This window comes from Pseudomonas sp. S2_F07 (assembly GCF_054668325.1).
Genome location: NZ_CP162758.1, coordinates 3,946,124 through 3,963,505, shown reverse-complemented (window position 1 = coordinate 3,963,505; position 17,382 = coordinate 3,946,124). Strand labels below are relative to the sequence as shown.

General features: G+C 59.0%; 21 protein-coding genes. 11 read left to right on the top strand and 10 right to left on the bottom strand.

Annotated features, from left to right (window positions below; translation table 11 throughout):
• The first annotated feature begins 179 nt into the window (after positions 1 to 179).
• The 4 genes from AB4O40_RS18075 (at position 180) to AB4O40_RS18060 (ending at position 3,229) form a co-directional block, all read left to right on the top strand.
• On the top strand, positions 180 to 497 hold the full coding sequence (locus AB4O40_RS18075) for a DUF2388 domain-containing protein (RefSeq protein WP_056726686.1): 318 nt from the start codon (positions 180 to 182) through the stop codon (positions 495 to 497).
• A gap of 107 nt (positions 498 to 604) precedes the next feature.
• Positions 605 to 922 carry a DUF2388 domain-containing protein gene (locus AB4O40_RS18070; protein ID WP_056726687.1) on the top strand — a complete coding sequence of 106 codons (318 nt, stop codon included), beginning with the start codon at positions 605 to 607 and terminating at the stop codon, positions 920 to 922.
• 28 nt (positions 923 to 950) lie between these two features.
• Positions 951 to 1,271, top strand: a complete 321-nt coding sequence (locus AB4O40_RS18065) for a DUF2388 domain-containing protein (protein ID WP_056726688.1) — start codon at positions 951 to 953, stop codon at positions 1,269 to 1,271.
• The gene (locus AB4O40_RS18060; RefSeq protein WP_056726689.1) at positions 1,268 to 3,229 is read left to right on the top strand and encodes a DUF7844 domain-containing protein; all 1,962 of its coding nucleotides are present in this window, start codon (positions 1,268 to 1,270) and stop codon (positions 3,227 to 3,229) included. Before AB4O40_RS18065 ends, AB4O40_RS18060 begins: the two co-directional genes overlap by 4 nt.
• A gap of 62 nt (positions 3,230 to 3,291) precedes the next feature.
• Here the strand turns inward: AB4O40_RS18060 and trpA are convergent, their stop codons facing one another.
• Positions 3,292 to 4,104 (bottom strand): tryptophan synthase subunit alpha, encoded by an 813-nt coding sequence (trpA, locus tag AB4O40_RS18055; protein ID WP_015092933.1) that lies wholly within the window; start codon positions 4,102 to 4,104, stop codon positions 3,292 to 3,294.
• Positions 4,104 to 5,324 (bottom strand): tryptophan synthase subunit beta, encoded by a 1,221-nt coding sequence (gene trpB, locus AB4O40_RS18050; protein ID WP_056726690.1) that lies wholly within the window; start codon positions 5,322 to 5,324, stop codon positions 4,104 to 4,106. The genes trpA and trpB overlap by 1 nt, the downstream gene beginning before the upstream one ends.
• Positions 5,325 to 5,448: 124 nt before the next feature.
• Here trpB and AB4O40_RS18045 point away from each other — a divergent pair, with 124 nt between their 5' ends.
• Positions 5,449 to 6,342, top strand: coding sequence for a LysR family transcriptional regulator (locus AB4O40_RS18045; RefSeq protein ID WP_056726691.1), 894 nt, complete (start codon positions 5,449 to 5,451; stop codon positions 6,340 to 6,342).
• Here AB4O40_RS18045 and AB4O40_RS18040 read toward each other — a convergent pair.
• Entirely contained in the window at positions 6,339 to 6,662 is a 324-nt protein-coding gene (locus AB4O40_RS18040; RefSeq protein WP_056726692.1) for an ElaB/YgaM/YqjD family protein, read from the bottom strand. The genes AB4O40_RS18045 and AB4O40_RS18040 overlap by 4 nt on opposite strands.
• Positions 6,663 to 6,819: 157 nt before the next feature.
• Here AB4O40_RS18040 and AB4O40_RS18035 point away from each other — a divergent pair, with 157 nt between their 5' ends.
• Together AB4O40_RS18035 and AB4O40_RS18030 are read left to right on the top strand one after the other, a co-directional pair.
• Positions 6,820 to 7,035 (top strand): dodecin, encoded by a 216-nt coding sequence (locus tag AB4O40_RS18035; RefSeq protein WP_008045871.1) that lies wholly within the window; start codon positions 6,820 to 6,822, stop codon positions 7,033 to 7,035.
• A 121-nt stretch (positions 7,036 to 7,156) separates the two neighbouring features.
• A complete protein-coding gene (locus AB4O40_RS18030) occupies positions 7,157 to 7,378 on the top strand; it encodes a DUF1161 domain-containing protein (protein ID WP_056726693.1) in 222 nt (73 codons plus the stop codon).
• Between the two features lie 68 nt (positions 7,379 to 7,446).
• On the opposite strand, the gene AB4O40_RS18025 is transcribed toward AB4O40_RS18030, so the two are convergent.
• Positions 7,447 to 8,448, bottom strand: a complete 1,002-nt coding sequence (locus AB4O40_RS18025; RefSeq protein WP_056726694.1) for an LLM class flavin-dependent oxidoreductase — start codon at positions 8,446 to 8,448, stop codon at positions 7,447 to 7,449.
• Between the two features lie 240 nt (positions 8,449 to 8,688).
• On the opposite strand from AB4O40_RS18025, the gene AB4O40_RS18020 reads away from it, so the two are divergent.
• Both AB4O40_RS18020 and AB4O40_RS18015 read left to right on the top strand, forming a co-directional pair.
• Positions 8,689 to 9,120 (top strand): OsmC family protein, encoded by a 432-nt coding sequence (locus AB4O40_RS18020; protein ID WP_223542704.1) that lies wholly within the window; start codon positions 8,689 to 8,691, stop codon positions 9,118 to 9,120.
• Positions 9,121 to 9,298: 178 nt separating this feature from the next.
• A complete protein-coding gene (locus AB4O40_RS18015) occupies positions 9,299 to 9,532 on the top strand; it encodes a DUF1161 domain-containing protein (RefSeq protein ID WP_056726696.1) in 234 nt (77 codons plus the stop codon).
• A gap of 5 nt (positions 9,533 to 9,537) precedes the next feature.
• Here AB4O40_RS18015 and AB4O40_RS18010 read toward each other — a convergent pair whose 3' ends face one another.
• Positions 9,538 to 9,957 (bottom strand): PA0061/PA0062 family lipoprotein, encoded by a 420-nt coding sequence (locus AB4O40_RS18010; RefSeq protein WP_056726697.1) that lies wholly within the window; start codon positions 9,955 to 9,957, stop codon positions 9,538 to 9,540.
• 40 nt (positions 9,958 to 9,997) lie between these two features.
• Positions 9,998 to 10,420: a PA0061/PA0062 family lipoprotein gene (locus tag AB4O40_RS18005; protein WP_056726698.1), complete on the bottom strand. Its 423-nt coding sequence runs from the start codon at positions 10,418 to 10,420 to the stop codon at positions 9,998 to 10,000.
• 59 nt (positions 10,421 to 10,479) lie between these two features.
• Here AB4O40_RS18005 and AB4O40_RS18000 point away from each other — a divergent pair, with 59 nt between their 5' ends.
• On the top strand, positions 10,480 to 11,577 hold the full coding sequence (locus AB4O40_RS18000) for an aminopeptidase (RefSeq protein ID WP_223542703.1): 1,098 nt from the start codon (positions 10,480 to 10,482) through the stop codon (positions 11,575 to 11,577).
• On the opposite strand, the gene AB4O40_RS17995 is transcribed toward AB4O40_RS18000, so the two are convergent.
• The 4 genes from AB4O40_RS17995 to AB4O40_RS17980 all read right to left on the bottom strand — a co-directional run bounded on the left by AB4O40_RS17995 (position 11,559) and on the right by AB4O40_RS17980 (position 15,595).
• A complete protein-coding gene (locus AB4O40_RS17995; RefSeq protein ID WP_046042661.1) occupies positions 11,559 to 12,788 on the bottom strand; it encodes a nucleoside recognition domain-containing protein in 1,230 nt (409 codons plus the stop codon). The two genes, AB4O40_RS18000 and AB4O40_RS17995, sit on opposite strands and share 19 nt — an antisense overlap.
• 115 nt (positions 12,789 to 12,903) lie before the next feature.
• Positions 12,904 to 14,235: a glutamate/aspartate:proton symporter GltP gene (gltP, locus tag AB4O40_RS17990; RefSeq protein WP_056726700.1), complete on the bottom strand. Its 1,332-nt coding sequence runs from the start codon at positions 14,233 to 14,235 to the stop codon at positions 12,904 to 12,906.
• 836 nt (positions 14,236 to 15,071) lie between these two features.
• Entirely contained in the window at positions 15,072 to 15,236 is a 165-nt protein-coding gene (locus tag AB4O40_RS17985; RefSeq protein WP_003177151.1) for a DUF1328 domain-containing protein, read from the bottom strand.
• Positions 15,237 to 15,307: 71 nt separating this feature from the next.
• Positions 15,308 to 15,595 (bottom strand): hypothetical protein, encoded by a 288-nt coding sequence (locus AB4O40_RS17980; protein WP_223542702.1) that lies wholly within the window; start codon positions 15,593 to 15,595, stop codon positions 15,308 to 15,310.
• A 436-nt stretch (positions 15,596 to 16,031) separates the two neighbouring features.
• Between AB4O40_RS17980 and algB the strand changes: the two genes are divergently transcribed.
• Positions 16,032 to 17,378, top strand: a complete 1,347-nt coding sequence (gene algB / locus AB4O40_RS17975; RefSeq protein ID WP_460053741.1) for a sigma-54-dependent response regulator transcription factor AlgB — start codon at positions 16,032 to 16,034, stop codon at positions 17,376 to 17,378.
• Positions 17,379 to 17,382 lie beyond the last annotated feature (4 nt).

Genomic DNA, 17,382 nt, shown 5'->3' with positions numbered 1-17,382 from the left:
CCTGAACAGTTGCTTCACCAGATTTGATACAGTCTGGAAACTTCGCCAGATCAACACGATGAGACTGTCGCGGCGTCACGCACAGACAGCTACTATCAATCAGAACCTGGCGGGCAACGAGCGTCTGACACAGCAGACACTGCGCCATCTTCCAATCGGCTTACCCTAGGAGTTACACCATGTCCCGACTTCGCCTGCTCAGCGCTGCAGCCCTGCTTGCCGTAGCTGCCAATTCCCACGCCACCAGTTTTATCGTGACCACCGACGCAGTCGTTGGGGCACTCAAATCCAGTTCCGATGCGACGTCCGACATCACGTCTTCATTCAAAGATGACAAGATCGTGCTCGCCGCGCGTGACGATGCCGCCAGCTTCGTTGCCAGCGAAGGTTCCATCCGTGGGGTGAAACTGGAAAGCGCACTCAACCATATTCGTCATCAGGCACCCCAGTTGAACGCAACCGACGCACAACTGGCGCAGGCGATCCTGACGATCTGATCGACTGCTCTGTTCGGGGACACGCTCGACGTGCCCCGATATTTCCGTGCTGGCTCTGGAATGGGCCTTGCGCTAGCCTTGGGACTCACTTCTAACTGTCGAGTCTCATGCGTTTTCTTGCAAATCTGTTGATCACTCCAGTCATGATTACGGCTGCCTGTTCAGGTTCAGCCCATGCTTACGACGCCTTTAACCTGTCAACCCAGGGGATCGTGGCCAGTGGATATGCCACAAGCATGGTGACCTCCGCCCCCTTCGACCATAAACTGCTGCTCGCAGCCCAGGATGACGCCGCGGCATTCATTGCCAGTGACGGCCAGCTAAGAGGCGCACGACTGGAGTCGGCCCTGCGGTATCTGCGCCGAACCCAGGTAAAACTTCATGCCAGCGACCTTGAACTGGCACAAGCAATTCTCGTCCAATAGTTATCCCTGTTTTTTCTGGAGTCATTCCATGCGTAACCCGCTGATTGCTGCCACTTTAGGCCTGCTGCTGTTGGCCGATGTGGCCCAGGCACATACCCTGGTTGCCACCAGTAATATCCTGATCCGTGCTACCCAGCGCACCCTCGATTTCACTTCCGACACCACCACGTCCATTCGCGATTCGAAAATCGTGCGCGAGGCCCAGGACGACGCCGCCAGTTTCGTTGCCAGCAATGGCGACATACGTGGCGCTCATCTGGAATCAGCCTTCGATTTGCTGCGCACCCGCGTGCCGGAAGCCCGTGACGCCAGTGACCTGGATCTCGCTGAAGCCATCCTCGCACTGTGAAGCGTCCAGGCGCCTGGCTGCTGGCCGGGGCCCTGTTGCTGTTCGGCAACACGGCCCACGCCGGCCTTCAATTACAGCTCAAGACCGAAGGTCTGACACCCGCGCAACAGCACGCCAGCCAGGCGTTGCTCGATGAAGCCATGCAGGCACTGCCGCCACGCTTCGTCGAGCAACTCGATCGACACATCGATGTCGGCTGGACCGATGACATGCCAAGAAATGCCTACGGTCAGGCGACACTGGTGTCCGAACTCGACCTGAACCGCAACCTGCTGGCCGGCCTCACCGATGGCAGCGCCGCGACCAAAAAAACCCATCGCCCCCATGGCACCGTACGCCGGGAAATGCTCGCCACGGTGTTGCACGAGCTGACTCACATCTACGATCGCTCACGCCTGTGGCCAAAGTCGGAGCGTGCACTGATTCAACGCTGTACCCGCCAAGACAGCAGCTCAGGGCTGGTCGGCATCCCCGACCAATGCCGCGGCCAGACCGGCCGCCGCTTTACCCTCAGCGATGATCCACGCCTGCTCGACCTCGCCGGCTGGCCGCAATACGTCGGCCGTCGTGGCGAACGCGAACAGTACAACCGGCAGATCGCGCGCAGCCCGGACATCTACGAGACGAGCAGCCCCAAGGAGTTCGTCGCGGTCAATATCGAGTACTTCCTGCTCGATCCGAGCTATGCCTGCCGTCGTCCCGCGTTGTACCGCTACTACAAAGAACACTTCGGCTGGGCACCCGCTGCCAAAGACGCTTGCGGCAAAACCGTCGCCTTCCTCAATGCCGGCAGTGATTTCGCCAAAACACCACTGGGACAGGTCGATCCTGAACGGGTTTACGCCATCGATTACCTGTTGGCCGAAGCTAACCAGAACCTGTTCAGCTACTGGGGTCACAGCATGTTGCGCCTGGTCATCTGCGCACCGGGCCGGCCTCGCGGACCGGATTGCCGACTGGACCTGGACCAGCATCTGGTGCTGTCATACCGCGCATTTGTCGGTGATGTGCAGATGTCGAGCTGGAATGGGCTGGTCGGCAAGTACCCGTCGCGATTGTTTGTCCTGCCGCTTTCCCAGGTAATCGACGAATATACCAAGACCGAGTTGCGTAGCCTGGCCTCGGTACCACTGAACCTGTCGCGCCGCGAGATCGAAGATGTGGTGGAGCACGCCGCCGAAATGCACTGGAGCTACGACGGCAACTATTTCTTCCTGTCCAATAACTGTGCGGTAGAAGGACTGAAACTGCTGCGTAGCAGCACTAACAACCCGCAACTGGTTGGTCTGGACAACATCATGCCCAACGGCATGCTCGAAGTGCTCAAGGGGCGCGGTCTGGCCGATACCAGCGTGCTGGATGATCCTCGCGAAGCACTGCGCCTGGGTTATCGCTTCGACTCCTTCCGTGATCGCTACCAAGCGATGTTCGAAGTGTTGAAAAAGCAGATGCCGATCAAACAGGAAACTGTCGAAGAGTGGCTGGATCTTAAAGCCGCAGAGCGGCGGCAATGGTTCGAACAGGCCGATTTGCGTACCAGCGCAGCATTGCTGCTGCTGGAACAGGCGAGTTTCCGTCGACAGATGTTGCTGGCCCAGGACGAAGTGAAGCAGCGCTATCTGGGCGCTCGGGAGCTTAAAAACGGCGGCATGGACAAGGCCAACGAGACACTGAAGCAGATTCTCGCCAACAGCGGCTTCCTCAGCCGCCCGGCAGAGTTGCTGGGGACCACTGGTTACGGGTTGCCACAACCGAGCGAATGGCAGCATCTGGAAGCGGAAAGCAGCCAGCGCCAGAAACAACTCCTGGCGCTGTCCGGGGATCTGGACAAGGAGGTGAGGGCGTTGCTTGAACCGGGCCGCGCCGCCGAGATGGCCGCCAACGAGGCCAACGTGACGCAGATCGGTGAGCACCTGCGCAAACTGCACAAGGCATCAGGCGGGATAGAGTTGCCTTGATACCGCACCTTGTGGGAGCGAGCCTGCTCCCACAAGGTTTACAGCGTTCAGGAGCTTTACCTTCAGCTGACGCGGGCTTTACGCACGCCTTCGGCCAACGCCGAGCACAGGCTCAGAACGCCATCGACGGCTTGTTCCGGGGAAGTGGCATTGGCGATGTGATCGATCAACGCCGAACCCACCACAACACCGTCAGCCAGCCGCGCAATGGACGCCGCCTGTTCTGGAGTCCGGATACCGAAGCCGATGCTGATCGGCAGATCGGTATGGCGACGCAGACGGGCGACCGCTTCCTCGACGTGCTCCAGCGTGGCGGCACCGGCACCGGTCACACCGGCCACCGAGACGTAGTAGACGAAGCCGGAGCTGCCGTTGAGAACGGTCGGCAGGCGCACATCATCGGTGGTTGGCGTGGTCAGGCGAATGAAGTCCAGGCCCGCTGCCTGCGCCGGGTCGCACAACTCGCCGTTATGCTCTGGCGGCAGGTCGACCACGATCAGGCCGTCAACGCCGGCCTCCTTGGCTTCGGCGATGAAGCGCGGTACGCCGTACATGTGGATCGGGTTGAAGTACCCCATCAGCACCAGCGGCGTTTCGTTGTTGTCCTGGCGGAACTCGCGAACCATTTGCAGGGTTTTTGCCAGATTCTGCTTGGCACCCAATGCACGGATGTTGGCGAGCTGGATTGCCGGGCCATCAGCCATCGGGTCGGTGAAGGGCATGCCCAGTTCGATCACGTCGGCACCAGCCGCCGGCAAGCCCTTGAGGATGGCCAGGGAGGTGTCATAGCCCGGGTCGCCGGCAGTGACGAAGGTCACCAGGGCGGCGCGGTTCTGTTCCTTGAGTTCGGCAAAACGCGTTTGCAGGCGGCTCATCAGTGTTTCTCCTGCTTGGATTGTTCCATGTGGTGCATCACGGTCTGCATGTCTTTGTCGCCACGGCCGGACAGGTTGACCACCATCAGGTGATCTTTTGGCAAGGTCGGTGCGCGCTTGAATACTTCAGCCAGGGCATGGGCGCTTTCCAGGGCAGGGATGATCCCTTCCAGGCGGCAGCACTGGTGGAATGCAGCGAGGGCTTCGTCGTCGGTCACCGAGGTGTACTGAACGCGGCCGATGTCATGCAACCAGGCGTGTTCCGGACCAATGCCCGGGTAGTCCAGGCCAGCGGAGATCGAGTGGGCGTCGATGATCTGGCCATCGTCGTCCTGCAGCAAGAAGGTGCGATTGCCGTGCAACACACCGGGTACGCCGCCGTTCAGGCTGGCCGCATGCTTGCCGGTCTCGATACCGTAACCGGCGGCTTCGACGCCGATGATCTCGACACTCTGGTCGTCGAGGAACGGGTGGAACAGGCCCATGGCGTTGGAACCACCGCCGATGCACGCCACCAGGCTGTCTGGCAGGCGACCTTCCTGGGCTTGCAGCTGCTCGCGGGTTTCCTTGCCGATCACGGCCTGGAAGTCGCGAACCATCGCCGGGTAAGGGTGCGGACCGGCCACGGTACCGATCAGGTAGAAGGTGCTGTCAACGTTGGTCACCCAGTCACGCAGGGCTTCGTTCATCGCGTCTTTCAGCGTGCCGGTACCGGCTACCACCGGGATAACCTCGGCACCCAGCAGCTTCATGCGGAACACGTTGGCCTGCTGACGCTCGATGTCAGTGGTGCCCATGTAGATCACGCAATCCAGACCGAAACGCGCAGCGACGGTGGCAGTGGCCACACCGTGCATGCCGGCGCCGGTCTCGGCGATGATGCGCTTCTTGCCCATGCGCCGCGCCAGCAGGATCTGACCGATGCAGTTGTTGATCTTGTGCGCGCCGGTGTGGTTCAGCTCTTCACGCTTGAGGTAGATCTTCGCGCCGCCGCAGAACTCGGTCAAACGCTCGGCGAAGTACAGTGGGCTTGGACGTCCGACGTAGTCGCGCTGGAAGTAGGCCAGTTCTTCCTTGAATGCAGGATCTTCCTTGGCCAACTCATATTCGCGGGCCAGGTCGAGGATCAACGGCATCAGGGTTTCGGCAACGTAGCGGCCGCCGAACGCGCCAAACAGGCCGTTGGCATCAGGGCCGTTGCGCAGATTAGTCTGGGTCATGGGGCGCTCCAGTTGAATGCGTGAAGTGATGCATAAAGAGATAGTGGGCTTCACTCTACCCCTGACGCCCCGACCTGAAAACCGATAAGATCGCCACAACCTGTCAGGAAAACTCACAGATCAAATGAGCCATGACCTTCCTCCGCTGAACGCGCTTCGCGCCTTCGAAGCCACTGCCCGCCTGAACAGCGTCAGTCAGGCGGCGGAACAGCTGCACGTCACCCACGGTGCGGTCAGCCGGCAACTCAAGGTGCTTGAAGAACACCTCGGCGTAAGCCTGTTCATCAAGGACGGTCGCGGCCTGAAACTCACAGATGCCGGGTTGCGACTGCGTGATGCCAGCAGCGAAGCCTTCGAGCGCCTGCGCAGCGTTTGCGCCGAACTCACACAAAGCACAGCCGATGCGCCATTCGTGCTCGGTTGCTCGGGAAGCCTGCTGGCGCGCTGGTTTATCCCGCGACTGGGGCGGCTCAATGCCGACCTGCCGGACTTGCGCCTGCACTTGTCGGCCGGCGAAGGCGATCTGGATCCGCGAAAACCGGGGCTGGATGCCTTGCTGGTATTTGCCGAGCCGCCCTGGCCGGCGGACATGCAGGTTTTTGAGCTGGCCAGCGAACGCATCGGCCCGGTCATGAGCCCGCGGTTTGTCGGCTATGAACGGCTCAAGCAGGCGCCGGAAACCGCGCTGCTGAACGAACCCTTGCTGCACACTACCTCACGCCCGCAAGCCTGGCCGAACTGGGCGCAACCACGGGGGCTCGACCCCAGGGCGCTGAAGTACGGTCAGGGATTTGAACATTTGTATTACTTGCTGGAAGCCGCCGTCGCGGGTCTGGGCGTGGCGATTGCTCCCGAACCCTTGGTGACGGAGGACTTGAAGGCCGGGCGCCTGGTTGCGCCTTGGGGCTTCAGTGAAACCCCGGCGCAACTGGCGTTGTGGCTACCCAAGCGCGCCGCGGACGGGCGCGCCCGACAACTGGCGCAGTGGCTCAAGAACGAACTGCGTCGAGCGGATTAATCACGCTTGCACAACAGATAAGCGGCCAGCAGGCCCAATGCGCCCACGGCGACACCGGCAGTTGTCCAGGGGTGGTCCTGGGCGTAGTCCCGGGTGGCAATCCCGGTTTCGCGGGTTTTGACCTTGACCTCTTCATAAGCATCGGCAAGCAGATGGCGCGAGTGTTTCAAGGCATTCTCGGCGTTGCTTTTCAGGGTCTTGAGGGTTTTACGCGACTCGTCCGAGGTGTCGTCCTTCAGGCTTTCCAAAGACTTGAGCAGACTCTCGATCTCGGCTTCCATGCTTTGCAATGAGGCTTTACGTAACGAGGTGTTGGCCATGGTGGCTCTCCTGCATTGGTGATGAGTGGCGTGTGTTGGTTGGGACTTCACGGGTTCGAGAAAGTGCAGAAAATCTGAACCTCACCCTCAGAACGGCCAACAGAAGAAATAGGAAAAATCACTGCTAGTCTGTAATTCACACGCCGAGGAGAACGCCATGTCTGACCATCACACCTACAAGAAAGTCGAGCTGATCGGCTCGTCCACCAGCAGTATCGAAGATGCGATCAACAACGCGCTGGCCGAGGCCAGCAAAAGCATCAAGTACATGGAATGGTTTGAAGTGACCGAGACCCGTGGGCACATCAGGGACGGTAAGGCTGCGCACTTTCAGGTGACCTTGAAAGTCGGATTCCGGATTGCCAGCAGCTGACTTTGGGCTAGTCTTCTGAACTTGCACGCCGGTCGAATGCCATAGGGAATGGCAAAGCACTCCATGAGTGCGTCCGGCTGACGGCTGGTTACCCCTATGATCCGACCAGGGAATGCAACCGATGAAGAAGTTTATGTTGGCAGTAGGTTTGTTGAGCCTTGCGGGGAGCGCATTGGCGGGCGGCAAGCCATGCGAAGAGCTGAAAGCCGAAATCGCAGCGAAACTTGATGCCAAGGGCGTATCCGGTTATTCGCTGGAGATTGTCGACAAAGGTGCCGCTGCCGGCGGGAAAGTTGTTGGCAAATGCGAAGAGGGCGCCAAAGTGATCGTCTATAAAAAGTAGGCCGATTCTCGCCCGAATAAAAAAGCCGACGCCAAGGCGCCGGCTTTTTTATGCCTGCCGTTTGAGTATCAACCCCGCATGACCTGCGCCAGCAGCTCGTAGGAATGCACGCGATCGGCATGTTCGTACAGGTCACAGGTGAAAATGAGCTCGTCGGCCTGGGTCTGTTCGATCAGGACCTCAAGTTTGGCGCGGATTTTCTGCGGGCTGCCGATCATGGCCAGCCCAAGGAAATCGTGCACGGCATCTTTTTCATGGGGCAGCCACAGGCCGTCCATGGACTTCACCGGAGGACGCTGTACCAGGCTTTGGCCACGCATCAGGGCGAGAATCCGCTGGAACACCGAGGTCGCCAGGTAATCGGCCTGCTCGTCGGTATCGGCTGCCACCAATGGCACGCCGAGCATCACGTAGGGCTTGTCCAAAACGGCTGACGGCTTGAAATGATTGCGGTAGACCCGAATCGCCTCATGCATGTAGCGCGGAGCGAAATGCGAGGCGAAGGCGTAGGGCAGACCGCGCTCGCCGGCCAATTGCGCACTGAACAGGCTCGATCCCAACAACCAGACCGGCACATTGGTCCCGGTTCCCGGCATCGCGATGATGCGTTGGTCCGGGGTACGCGGCCCGAGGTAGCGCACCAGTTCCGCCACATCTTCCGGGAAGTCGTCGGCGCTGCCGGAGCGTTCGCGGCGCAGTGCACGTGCGGTCATCTGATCGGAACCGGGAGCGCGCCCCAGGCCCAGATCGATCCGGCCCGGATAAAGGCTTTCCAGGGTGCCGAACTGCTCGGCAATCACCAACGGTGCGTGGTTGGGCAACATCACCCCGCCCGAACCGACTCGAATGGTTGACGTGCCACCGGCCAGATAACCGAGCAGCACCGAAGTCGCGGAACTGGCGATGCCATCCATGTTGTGATGCTCAGCCACCCAGAAGCGGTTGTAGCCGAATTTCTCGACGTGCTGCGCCAGGTCCAGCGAATTGCGCAGCGACTGGGCCGCGCTGCCGTTCTCGCGCACCGGCACCAGATCGAGGGTCGAGAACTTGATATCGGACAGTCGTTTCATAAACCTGCTTCTCCAATTGAGGGCGCAGGTTTGTTCTTGCGAACGCAAACCTGCCGAATCCAAAAGCCTGATTCATGCAATGAGGGCATATACCCGAGTTTCAATAGCCCGGTAAAAAATCCCGCAAAAAAAGCAGACTGATCGGACGAGATGAACTTTGCCCCACCGTCTATCCTCACAACCCAGGCAAACGGAAACCACGAAGGCGCGACGTTTCGCGTCAATCTTGAGGAGGCAGGCATGGCTATCGTTAAGAAAGCTTCGGCTCATTGGGAAGGTGATCTGAAAACCGGCATCGGCTCGATTTCCACAGAAACCGGCGTGCTCCGCGAAGCACCCTATGGCTTCAAGGCGCGCTTCGAAGGCGGCCGGGGTACCAACCCGGAAGAGCTGATCGGCGCGGCCCACGCCGGCTGTTTCTCCATGGCGTTTTCCATGATTCTCGGCGATGCCGGCCTGAAGGCCGATAGCATCGATACCCAGGCTGAAGTCACCCTGGATCATGTGGACGGCGGTTTTGCGATTACCGCAGTTAAATTGATTCTGAAGGCAAAAATCCCCGGGGCGACCCAGGCCCGGTTCGAAGAGCTGAGCAACAAGGCCAAAGAGGGCTGTCCGGTGTCAAAAGTGCTGAATGCGAAGATCAGCCTGGAGGCAACGTTGGTCGGCTAGATTTTCATTGAAGACAAAAGATCGCAGCCTTGCACAACCTGCCGGGATCATTCGGTAAAAGGAGCTCAAGGCTGCGATCTTTTTTGCGTCGCGACAGACTTGCCCGCTAAAACTGTGGTCGAATAAATGACAGCAGCGAAAACCACGATTGTGCGTGCTGCCTCAAAGGAGCTTCACCATGAAACGTTTTGCCTTGGCGCTTATCTGTTGCGCACTGGCCACTTCGGCCCTTGCGGCACCGAAACCCTGCGAAGAACTCAAGGCCGAGATCGAAGCCAAGATCCAGGCCAGCGGCGTCACTTCCTACACGCTTGAAATCGTCACCAACGACGAGGTTCATGACCAGAACATGGTCGTGGGCTCGTGCGAAAACGGCACGAAGAAAATCATTTACCAGAAAAACGACCGCTGAACCATTCACATCAGGCAGTAGGATTCCCGGTCTTCAGCAACGATTTCGCGTTTGGCGTTGTACAGCCGGGCACCGGGGGTAAAGGCAATGGAACGGCCTTCGAGCACATAACGCTGGCCGGCTTCGAAATGATCGTATTTGATGGTCAGGTAGCACAGCCGCTCCGAAGGGCCGCTCATCATGCCCAATCCGCCACCGGGTACTTCAAAGTCGAAACGCACGATCAGTTCATGGCTGCCCGGCGTGACCTCGAAAAAACGCCCGTCGCGCAGGCGTTGTTTATCCAGTCTTTCGGCCATCAACAACTTGTCGTTAGGGAAAGGTGTCGAGAATTCGACCCAGGCCATTTTGGGATTGGGTGTCGGCATCGGGCTTTGGCAACCCGCGACAACACCGACGGCGAGTAACAGCATCAACCTGCGCATGATGGATGTCCCAAGGGATATGCATCCAGCATAACGCCGATCAGGTGTGTTGACAGCCTGCCGGCGTGCCGCGCCCAATCACTTTGCGCTGCTGATCGTAGAGTTTCGCCCAAGGCCGAAACCCGATGTTCCCTGCCTGTAGCTGATAACGCTCACCCGCGTTGAAGTCGCTGAATTTCACATTCAACTGACAATCGCGCCACAACGGCTCGGCGTCTGGGCCGATATTGGTGGGCTGGACCGCGAATTGGTACCGGACCGTCAACTCATGGCCACCGGGTTGAACCTGGAAATAGCGTTTATCGTCGGTGTTCCTGTCATCGACCTCCAGCGCCTGCAGCGCCGTATCTTCTTGCTTCGAGTCCAGGTCGATCCAGGCTTGCGCGGGATCGTGGCGGGGTATTCCGAAACCAGCACAGCCGGCCAGCATCAGCAGGCCTCCTGTCAGTATCAACATGCGCATAGCGGAGCTCCATTCAAGCGGGATAGTCTTGCGGAAAGACTCTCCAAGGAAGAATTATTGTGATCAGGCCGCTTCCTAGCCTTGGGTTACTTGATCGCGTTTTTCGCGTTTGGTTTCCGAGCCTGTTGTTTTTGTTGCTCAACGGCTGCACCAGCGCCAGCTATTACAGCCAACTGGCCAACGGCCAACTGCAGTTGCTGCGAGCCAGGGAGCCTGTTTCCAGCGTGATTGCCGACCCGGCGCGCGATCAAAAACTGCGCACACACCTGGAGCAATCGCAAAAGGCCCGAACCTTCGCCAGCCAGCAATTGCACCTGCCGGATAACCAGAGTTACCGCTTGTACGCGGATATTGGGCGTCCCTTCGTCGTCTGGAATGTCTTCGCCACGCCGGAATTTTCCCTCAAGCCCGTAAACCACTGTTTCCCCATAGCCGGTTGCGTGGCCTATCGCGGTTACTACAGCCAGAGCGCAGCCCGCGGCGCAGCGGCTTTGCAACGCTTGCAAGGCATGGACGTGTCGATTGGCGGCGTCGAGGCCTATTCGACACTTGGCTGGTTCAACGACCCGATCATCAGTTCGATGATGGGCTGGGGGGATGAGCGACTGGCCACGTTGATCTTTCACGAGCTGGCCCATCAGCGCTTCTATGTGAAGGACGACACGGAGTTCAACGAATCCTTCGCCACCTTCGTCGAGCAGGAAGGTACTCGCCAATGGCGCGCTTACCGCCAGCTGCCACCGGATAACAATGCGCAGGCACGTCAGCGCGACCAGTTCACTGAATTGGTGCTCAAGACCCGCACCCGACTGGAAAAGCTCTACACCTTGCCGCTGCCAACTGAACAAATGCGCCAGCGCAAGGCGGCCGAGTTCGAGCGCTTGCGCAGCGAATACCGGAAATTGCGCGACAGTCAGTGGGACGCAGACAAACGCTATGACGCCTGGATCTATGCCCCCATGAACAATGCCCGGCTATTGCCGTTTGGCTTGTACGACCAATGGGTGCCGGCTTTTGCCGCACTGTTCCAGCAGGAGAATGGCGACTGGCTTAAATTTTACGCCGCCGTGGAAAAGCTTGGCGCCTTGCCGACGGACGAGCGCAAGGCCGCGCTGAAGGCTTTGGCTGACGGAGCCGATCAACCAAAGAACCAGTAGCAAACCCCGATCGCACCCAGCACCCCGGCAAGCTCGGCCAGCAATGCACAACCAACGGCATGGCGTGCACGCTGGATGCCCACGGCGCCGAAGTACACCGCCAGGACATAGAACGTCGTTTCGGTACTGCCCTGGACAGTTGCCGCCACCAGTGCCGGGAAGCTGTCCACACCCGAGGTCTTCATGGTTTCAATCAGCATCGCCCGGGCGGCGCTACCGGAGAAGGGTTTGACCATCGCCGTAGGCAGCGCATCGACGAAACGCGTGTCCCAACCGGCCCATTCCACCAGATGACGGATCCCGTCCAGGCCAAAGTCCAGCGCCCCGGACGCGCGCAGTACGCCTACCGCGCAGAGCATCGCCACCAGGTAGGGCAGCAAGTTTTTGGCGACGTCGAAACCCTCTTTGGCTCCTTCAACGAAAGCCTCGTAGACCTTCACTTTGCGCAGCGCGCCGATCACTAAGAACAGCATGATCAGGCCAAACAGCGTCAAGTTGCCGAGGATCGATGACAGGCCGGCCAGAGCGGTCGCCGAAAGGGTCGCCAGCAACGCCATGAAAGCACCGAGGGCGAGGGCGCCGGGGATCAGGTAGGCCAGCACTACGGGGTCCCAGATGCGCAGGCGCTGCATGAACGCCACCGACAGGAAGCCGACAATGGTGGAGCAACTGGTCGCCAGCAGGATCGGCAGGAACACCAGCGTCGGGTCCGGAGCCCCTTGCTGGGCGCGATACATGAAGATCGTCACCGGCAACAGGGTCAGCGAGGAGGCGTTGAGCACCAGGAACAGGATCTGTGCGTTGCTGGCGACGGTCGCGCTGGGATTGAGTTCTTGCAGTGCTTTCATGGCCTTGAGGCCGATCGGCGTGGCGGCGTTGTCCAGGCCCAGGCCATTGGCGGCGAAGTTCAGGGTGATCAGGCCGATGGCCGGATGACCCGGCGGGACTTCAGGCATCAAGCGCAAGAACAGTGGTCCCAGGGCCTTGGCCAGCCATTCGACGATGCCGGCTTTCTCGGCAATGCGCAGAAAACCCAGCCAGAGGGTGAGGGTGCCGAACAGCAGCACCATGACTTCGACCGACAGCTTGGCCATGGCAAAAATGCTTTCCACCATCGCCGCGAATATCCCGGCGTTGCCACCAATCAGCCACTGGGCCAGCGCCGATACGGCTGCCACGATGAAGAAGCCAAGCCACAGGCCATTGAGCATCAGTCAAATCCCCCCAAAAGATCCGCGAATGATAGCGGGGTGGCCAGAAACGACAAACCCCGGATTTCTCCGGGGTTTGTCTGGTGCGGCAGATGCTCCCACAAGGGGTATTACATCAGCTCTTGGAAATCTCGCCTACCGGCAGCTTTTCCTTGCTGCGCCAGTGCGGCAGGGAGTTCCAGTAGCGCTGGCCCTTGGCGTCGTCGTACATGCCTTCCCAACGAGCGATAACCAGAACCGCCAGGGCGTTGCCGATCACGTTCAGCGCGGTACGGGCCATGTCCATGACACGGTCGACACCGGCGATGAACGCCAGGCCTTCCAGAGGAATACCGACGCTGCCCAGGGTGGCCAGCAGTACCACGAAGGACACACCCGGTACGCCGGCGATGCCTTTGGAGGTGACCATCAACGTCAGTACCAGCAGCAGTTGCTGGCTGATCGACAGGTCGATGCCATACAGCTGGGCAATGAAGATTGCCGCGATGCTTTGGTACAGGGTCGAACCGTCGAGGTTGAACGAGTAACCGGTCGGCACCACGAAGCTGCAAATCGCTTTCGGCGCGCCGTAGGCTTCCATCTTCTCTATCACGCGCGGCAGCACGGTTTCGGAGCTTGCGGTGGAGTAGGCCAGTACCAGCTCATCCTTGAAGATGCGCATCAGCTTGATCACCGAGAAGCCGAACAGGCGAGCGATCAGGCCCAGGATCACGAAAGCGAAGAAGGCGATGGCGACGTAAACCAGGATCACCAGTTTGGCCAGCGGTATCAGCGAGGCGAAGCCGAAGTTGGCAACGGTCACCGCGATCAGTGCGAACACGCCGATCGGGGCGTAGTTCATGATCATGTGAGTGACCTTGAACATGCTTTCCGAAACGCCCTGGAACATCTTCACCAGCGGCTCACGCAGGTCCGCCTGCAGGCTCGACAGACCGAGACCGAACAATACGGAGAAGAAGATGATCGGCAGCATTTCGCCGCGAACCATGGCCGCGAAGATGTTCGACGGGATCAGGTTGAGGATGGTTTCGATGAACGCGTGTTCATGCTGAACCTCGGCCGCCGTGGCCTGGTACTTGGAAATGTCCACAGTGCCCAGGGTGCTCATGTCGATGCCGGCACCCGGATGGAACAGGTTGGCCAGCAGCAGGCCGACCACGATGGCGATGGTGGTGACGATCTCGAAGTAGATGATGGTCTTGAAGCCGATGCGCCCCAGCTTCTTGGCGTCACCGACGCCGGCAATGCCGACGATCAAAGAGGAGATGACGATCGGGATCACGATCATCTTGATCAGACGGATAAAGATATCGCCTGCCGGTTGCAGGACGTTGCTGATCCACCAGGCTTTTTCGGCACTGAAATGGTTGAGCAGCGCACCGATTGCTATCCCCAATACCAGACCGATGAGGATCTGCCAGGCGAGGCTAAGCTTTGCCTTCTTCATATTTTTACCCTTACTTGCGTTTGACTCAGGGAGATGCGCGAACTGGAACGCTTATGGCGAAAAAGTCCAGTGCATCTGCCCCCCGTATAAGGTGCCCCGGAGCGCGTGTTTGCCGCTCTCTGGCAGGCGAAAAAAGGCGCAACTATTCCGATGCAGGTAAGCGCCGTCTAATGCCGTAAACGCCTACCCTATGCAGAATCGGCATGAGGTTTTTTTAGCGAAACGCGCGTCCCAACCGGTTCGAATACGACATTTCAGCAGGCATAAGTGCCGTGAACCGGCCATCACAGAGCAGATTGAATATTTTTTGAGCAGCGACTGAGCGTTGATTTTTCAGCAAAATCCCGCCGGGCGAAGGGAAAAATCGCGGCCAAAGAAAGGTGATTTTTCTCGATATACGGTCACCAATGAAACACCGAGAAAAGTATTTTCCGACGTAACAGGGATAAGGACGGGATAACACTGACGAAATAGAGACGAGCGCTCTATTTCAATATGTTGCTTGATCAAGCCCTTCGCAAGCCCGTCGAGCCTTGGCGGTCCGGCGAACTTGCGCAGTAGCTTCTCCTGACCCGGCCCTTGCGCAGGTACTCCCTGTACCCGTAGGTCACTCCGCCCCTGAAACAGGCAGAACGTCCCGACCCCTTGGTCATGCGCCGGCCTTCCTCAGGTGGCGCAGGTGGAAAGAGGCGCTGGCCTCCTTCGTGTACAAATTCTGTTCTATCAGCAAGCCCTTGATGGGGCCTCAGGCAAGTCGGGAAAACGCCAGCCCGCATGCCATGGCACTACCGCCCAACAGCAGGGCGGCTGCCAGTGACTTGAACAAACCTCTCATATCAGCCTCGACCGCGACGGCCAAAGAAGAAGGAAGCAATGAACATCACCAGGAACACGACAAACAGAATCTTGGCGATACCCGTGGCGGTGCCCGCGATACCACCGAAGCCCAGTACAGCGGCGATGATGGCGATGATCAGGAATGTGATTGCCCAGCTCAACATGGTGATTCTCCTTACGCTTCTGTTTAGAGGTGCTGCATTTCCCGGCGCATGGGGTGCGGCGGAAGTTATGTCTAAAACACCCAACGCTCTTGATGACGTATCTCACCCACAGGCCCGGCCTGGTCGACATCCATCATGCGCATCGGTGGGCTATCAGCCTGACTACTGCTGACGGCGCTGAAATGGGTTTGGGTCGGATGCGGAATCGACAGGCATGGCGCTTCCGGCTGCCGGCTCTGCTCCCAGCGCAGAAACTGCTGGCCGCCAAGCAAGGTAATCAACAGCGCCAGAACAGCAAACAGTCCTTGCTGGATATACACAGGCGAGAGTTGCAGGTGGGCGGCACGTTGACGGTTCATCCTGGGGCTCCTACCACTGGGGTCGGTTCGATAGCGGGCGCTTGTTTTTGAATGCCCTGGTTAATCAGACAATTGCAGAGCGCATGCCAGCTTTGATACGAATTAATTCCCTTTAATATCAATATGTTATGAACGCCAAGGAAACCACTTCGCGCGCATCCTGCACGATGCCATCTATGCAGTCGTGCGTATTGCACGACGGGTCTGAAGGAAGGCGTAAATTTTTTGAATTGAGAGGAGGGTACGGAGGTCAGAAATTCACGCTGGCCGTTGGCAGATTCCGGGTATCTATCAAAAGACCCGCAAAGTCAGGTGGCTAACCGATACATCCGATGAGAGCTACCCTGCCATGACAGGAATGGCTCAGAATCAATCATGCAACTTGCCCGATTTCTCCGGGACTAAATTAAGATCATTCTTTAAGGAGCGTAGGAAAATGGAATCCGCCACTGAGCATCAAGGCCGCATTCTGCTGGTGGACGATGAGTCCGCCATCCTGCGTACTTTCCGTTACTGCCTTGAAGACGAAGGCTACAGCGTGGCCACCGCCACCAGCGCCGCGCAGGCAGATGCCCTGTTGCAGCGACAGGTTTTCGACCTGTGCTTCCTCGATTTGCGTCTGGGTGAAGACAACGGCCTCGATGTGCTGGCCCAGATGCGTATCCAGGCGCCCTGGATGCGGGTGGTGATCGTCACTGCCCACTCGGCCGTCGACACGGCCGTGGATGCGATTCAGGCCGGTGCCGCCGATTATCTGGTCAAACCGTGCAGCCCCGATCAATTGCGTCTGGCAACCGCCAAGCAACTGGAAGTTCGACAACTGTCGGCGCGACTGGAAGCCCTGGAAGGCGAGGTGCGCAAGCCCAAGGATGGTCTGGACTCCCACAGCCCAGCCATGAAAGTGGTACTCGAAACCGCCCGTCAGGTCGCCACGACTGACGCCAATATTCTGATTCTGGGTGAATCCGGTACCGGCAAGGGCGAACTGTCCCAAGCCATTCATGGCTGGAGCAAACGCGCGAAGAAATCCTGCGTCACGATCAACTGCCCGTCGCTGACCGCCGAGCTCATGGAAAGCGAACTCTTCGGCCACAGCCGCGGCGCCTTCACCGGCGCCAGCGAAAGCACCTTGGGGCGAGTCAACCAGGCTGATGGCGGAACGCTGTTTCTCGACGAGATCGGCGACTTTCCCCTGACATTGCAGCCGAAGTTGCTGCGTTTTATTCAGGACAAGGAATATGAGCGCATCGGTGATCCGGTGACCCGTCGTGCCGATGTGCGCATCCTTGCGGCCACCAACCTCAACCTTGAGGACATGGTGCGCGATGGTCGTTTCCGTGAAGACCTGCTCTATCGCCTGAATGTCATAACCTTGCACCTGCCACCGCTACGCGAACGCCGCGAAGATATTCTCAACCTGGCCGACCGTTTCCTGGCGCGCTTCGTCAAGGAGTACGCCCGTCCCGCGCGCGCCTTCAGCGACGAGGCCCGGGAAGCGCTGCTGAGTTATCGCTGGCCGGGCAACATCCGTGAGCTGCGCAACGTGATTGAGCGGGCGAGCATCATCTGTCCGCAGGAGCGGGTCGAGATCAGCCATCTGGGCATGGCTGAAACCCCGGTCACCAATGCACCGCGAATCGGCGCGGCACTGAGCCTGGATGAGCTGGAAAAGGCCCACATCGGCGCGGTCCTCGCCACCGCCGACACCCTGGATCAAGCGGCGAAAACCCTGGGCATCGACGCCTCGACGCTGTACCGCAAGCGCAAGCAGTACAACCTGTGAGCAA

Bases quoted from the DNA above. Each gene is read 5' to 3' on its own strand.
- AB4O40_RS18010 (WP_056726697.1), bottom strand. From the start codon at position 9,957: ATGCGCAGGTTGATGCTGTTACTCGCCGTCGGTGTTGTCGCGGGTTGC.
- AB4O40_RS18035 (WP_008045871.1), top strand. From the start codon at position 6,820: ATGTCTGACCATCACACCTACAAGAAAGTCGAGCTGATCGGCTCGTCC.
- trpB (WP_056726690.1), bottom strand. From the start codon at position 5,324: ATGACCCAGACTAATCTGCGCAACGGCCCTGATGCCAACGGCCTGTTT.
- AB4O40_RS18005 (WP_056726698.1), bottom strand. From the start codon at position 10,420: ATGCGCATGTTGATACTGACAGGAGGCCTGCTGATGCTGGCCGGCTGT.
- trpA (WP_015092933.1), bottom strand. From the start codon at position 4,104: ATGAGCCGCCTGCAAACGCGTTTTGCCGAACTCAAGGAACAGAACCGC.
- AB4O40_RS18030 (WP_056726693.1), top strand. From the start codon at position 7,157: ATGAAGAAGTTTATGTTGGCAGTAGGTTTGTTGAGCCTTGCGGGGAGC.
- AB4O40_RS17980 (WP_223542702.1), bottom strand. From the start codon at position 15,595: ATGAACCGTCAACGTGCCGCCCACCTGCAACTCTCGCCTGTGTATATC.
- AB4O40_RS18025 (WP_056726694.1), bottom strand. From the start codon at position 8,448: ATGAAACGACTGTCCGATATCAAGTTCTCGACCCTCGATCTGGTGCCG.
- AB4O40_RS17995 (WP_046042661.1), bottom strand. From the start codon at position 12,788: ATGCTCAATGGCCTGTGGCTTGGCTTCTTCATCGTGGCAGCCGTATCG.
- gltP (WP_056726700.1), bottom strand. From the start codon at position 14,235: ATGAAGAAGGCAAAGCTTAGCCTCGCCTGGCAGATCCTCATCGGTCTG.
- AB4O40_RS18070 (WP_056726687.1), top strand. From the start codon at position 605: ATGCGTTTTCTTGCAAATCTGTTGATCACTCCAGTCATGATTACGGCT.
- AB4O40_RS18075 (WP_056726686.1), top strand. From the start codon at position 180: ATGTCCCGACTTCGCCTGCTCAGCGCTGCAGCCCTGCTTGCCGTAGCT.
- AB4O40_RS18015 (WP_056726696.1), top strand. From the start codon at position 9,299: ATGAAACGTTTTGCCTTGGCGCTTATCTGTTGCGCACTGGCCACTTCG.
- AB4O40_RS18045 (WP_056726691.1), top strand. From the start codon at position 5,449: ATGAGCCATGACCTTCCTCCGCTGAACGCGCTTCGCGCCTTCGAAGCC.
- AB4O40_RS18020 (WP_223542704.1), top strand. From the start codon at position 8,689: ATGGCTATCGTTAAGAAAGCTTCGGCTCATTGGGAAGGTGATCTGAAA.
- algB (WP_460053741.1), top strand. From the start codon at position 16,032: ATGGAATCCGCCACTGAGCATCAAGGCCGCATTCTGCTGGTGGACGAT.
- AB4O40_RS17985 (WP_003177151.1), bottom strand. From the start codon at position 15,236: ATGTTGAGCTGGGCAATCACATTCCTGATCATCGCCATCATCGCCGCT.
- AB4O40_RS18065 (WP_056726688.1), top strand. From the start codon at position 951: ATGCGTAACCCGCTGATTGCTGCCACTTTAGGCCTGCTGCTGTTGGCC.
- AB4O40_RS18040 (WP_056726692.1), bottom strand. From the start codon at position 6,662: ATGGCCAACACCTCGTTACGTAAAGCCTCATTGCAAAGCATGGAAGCC.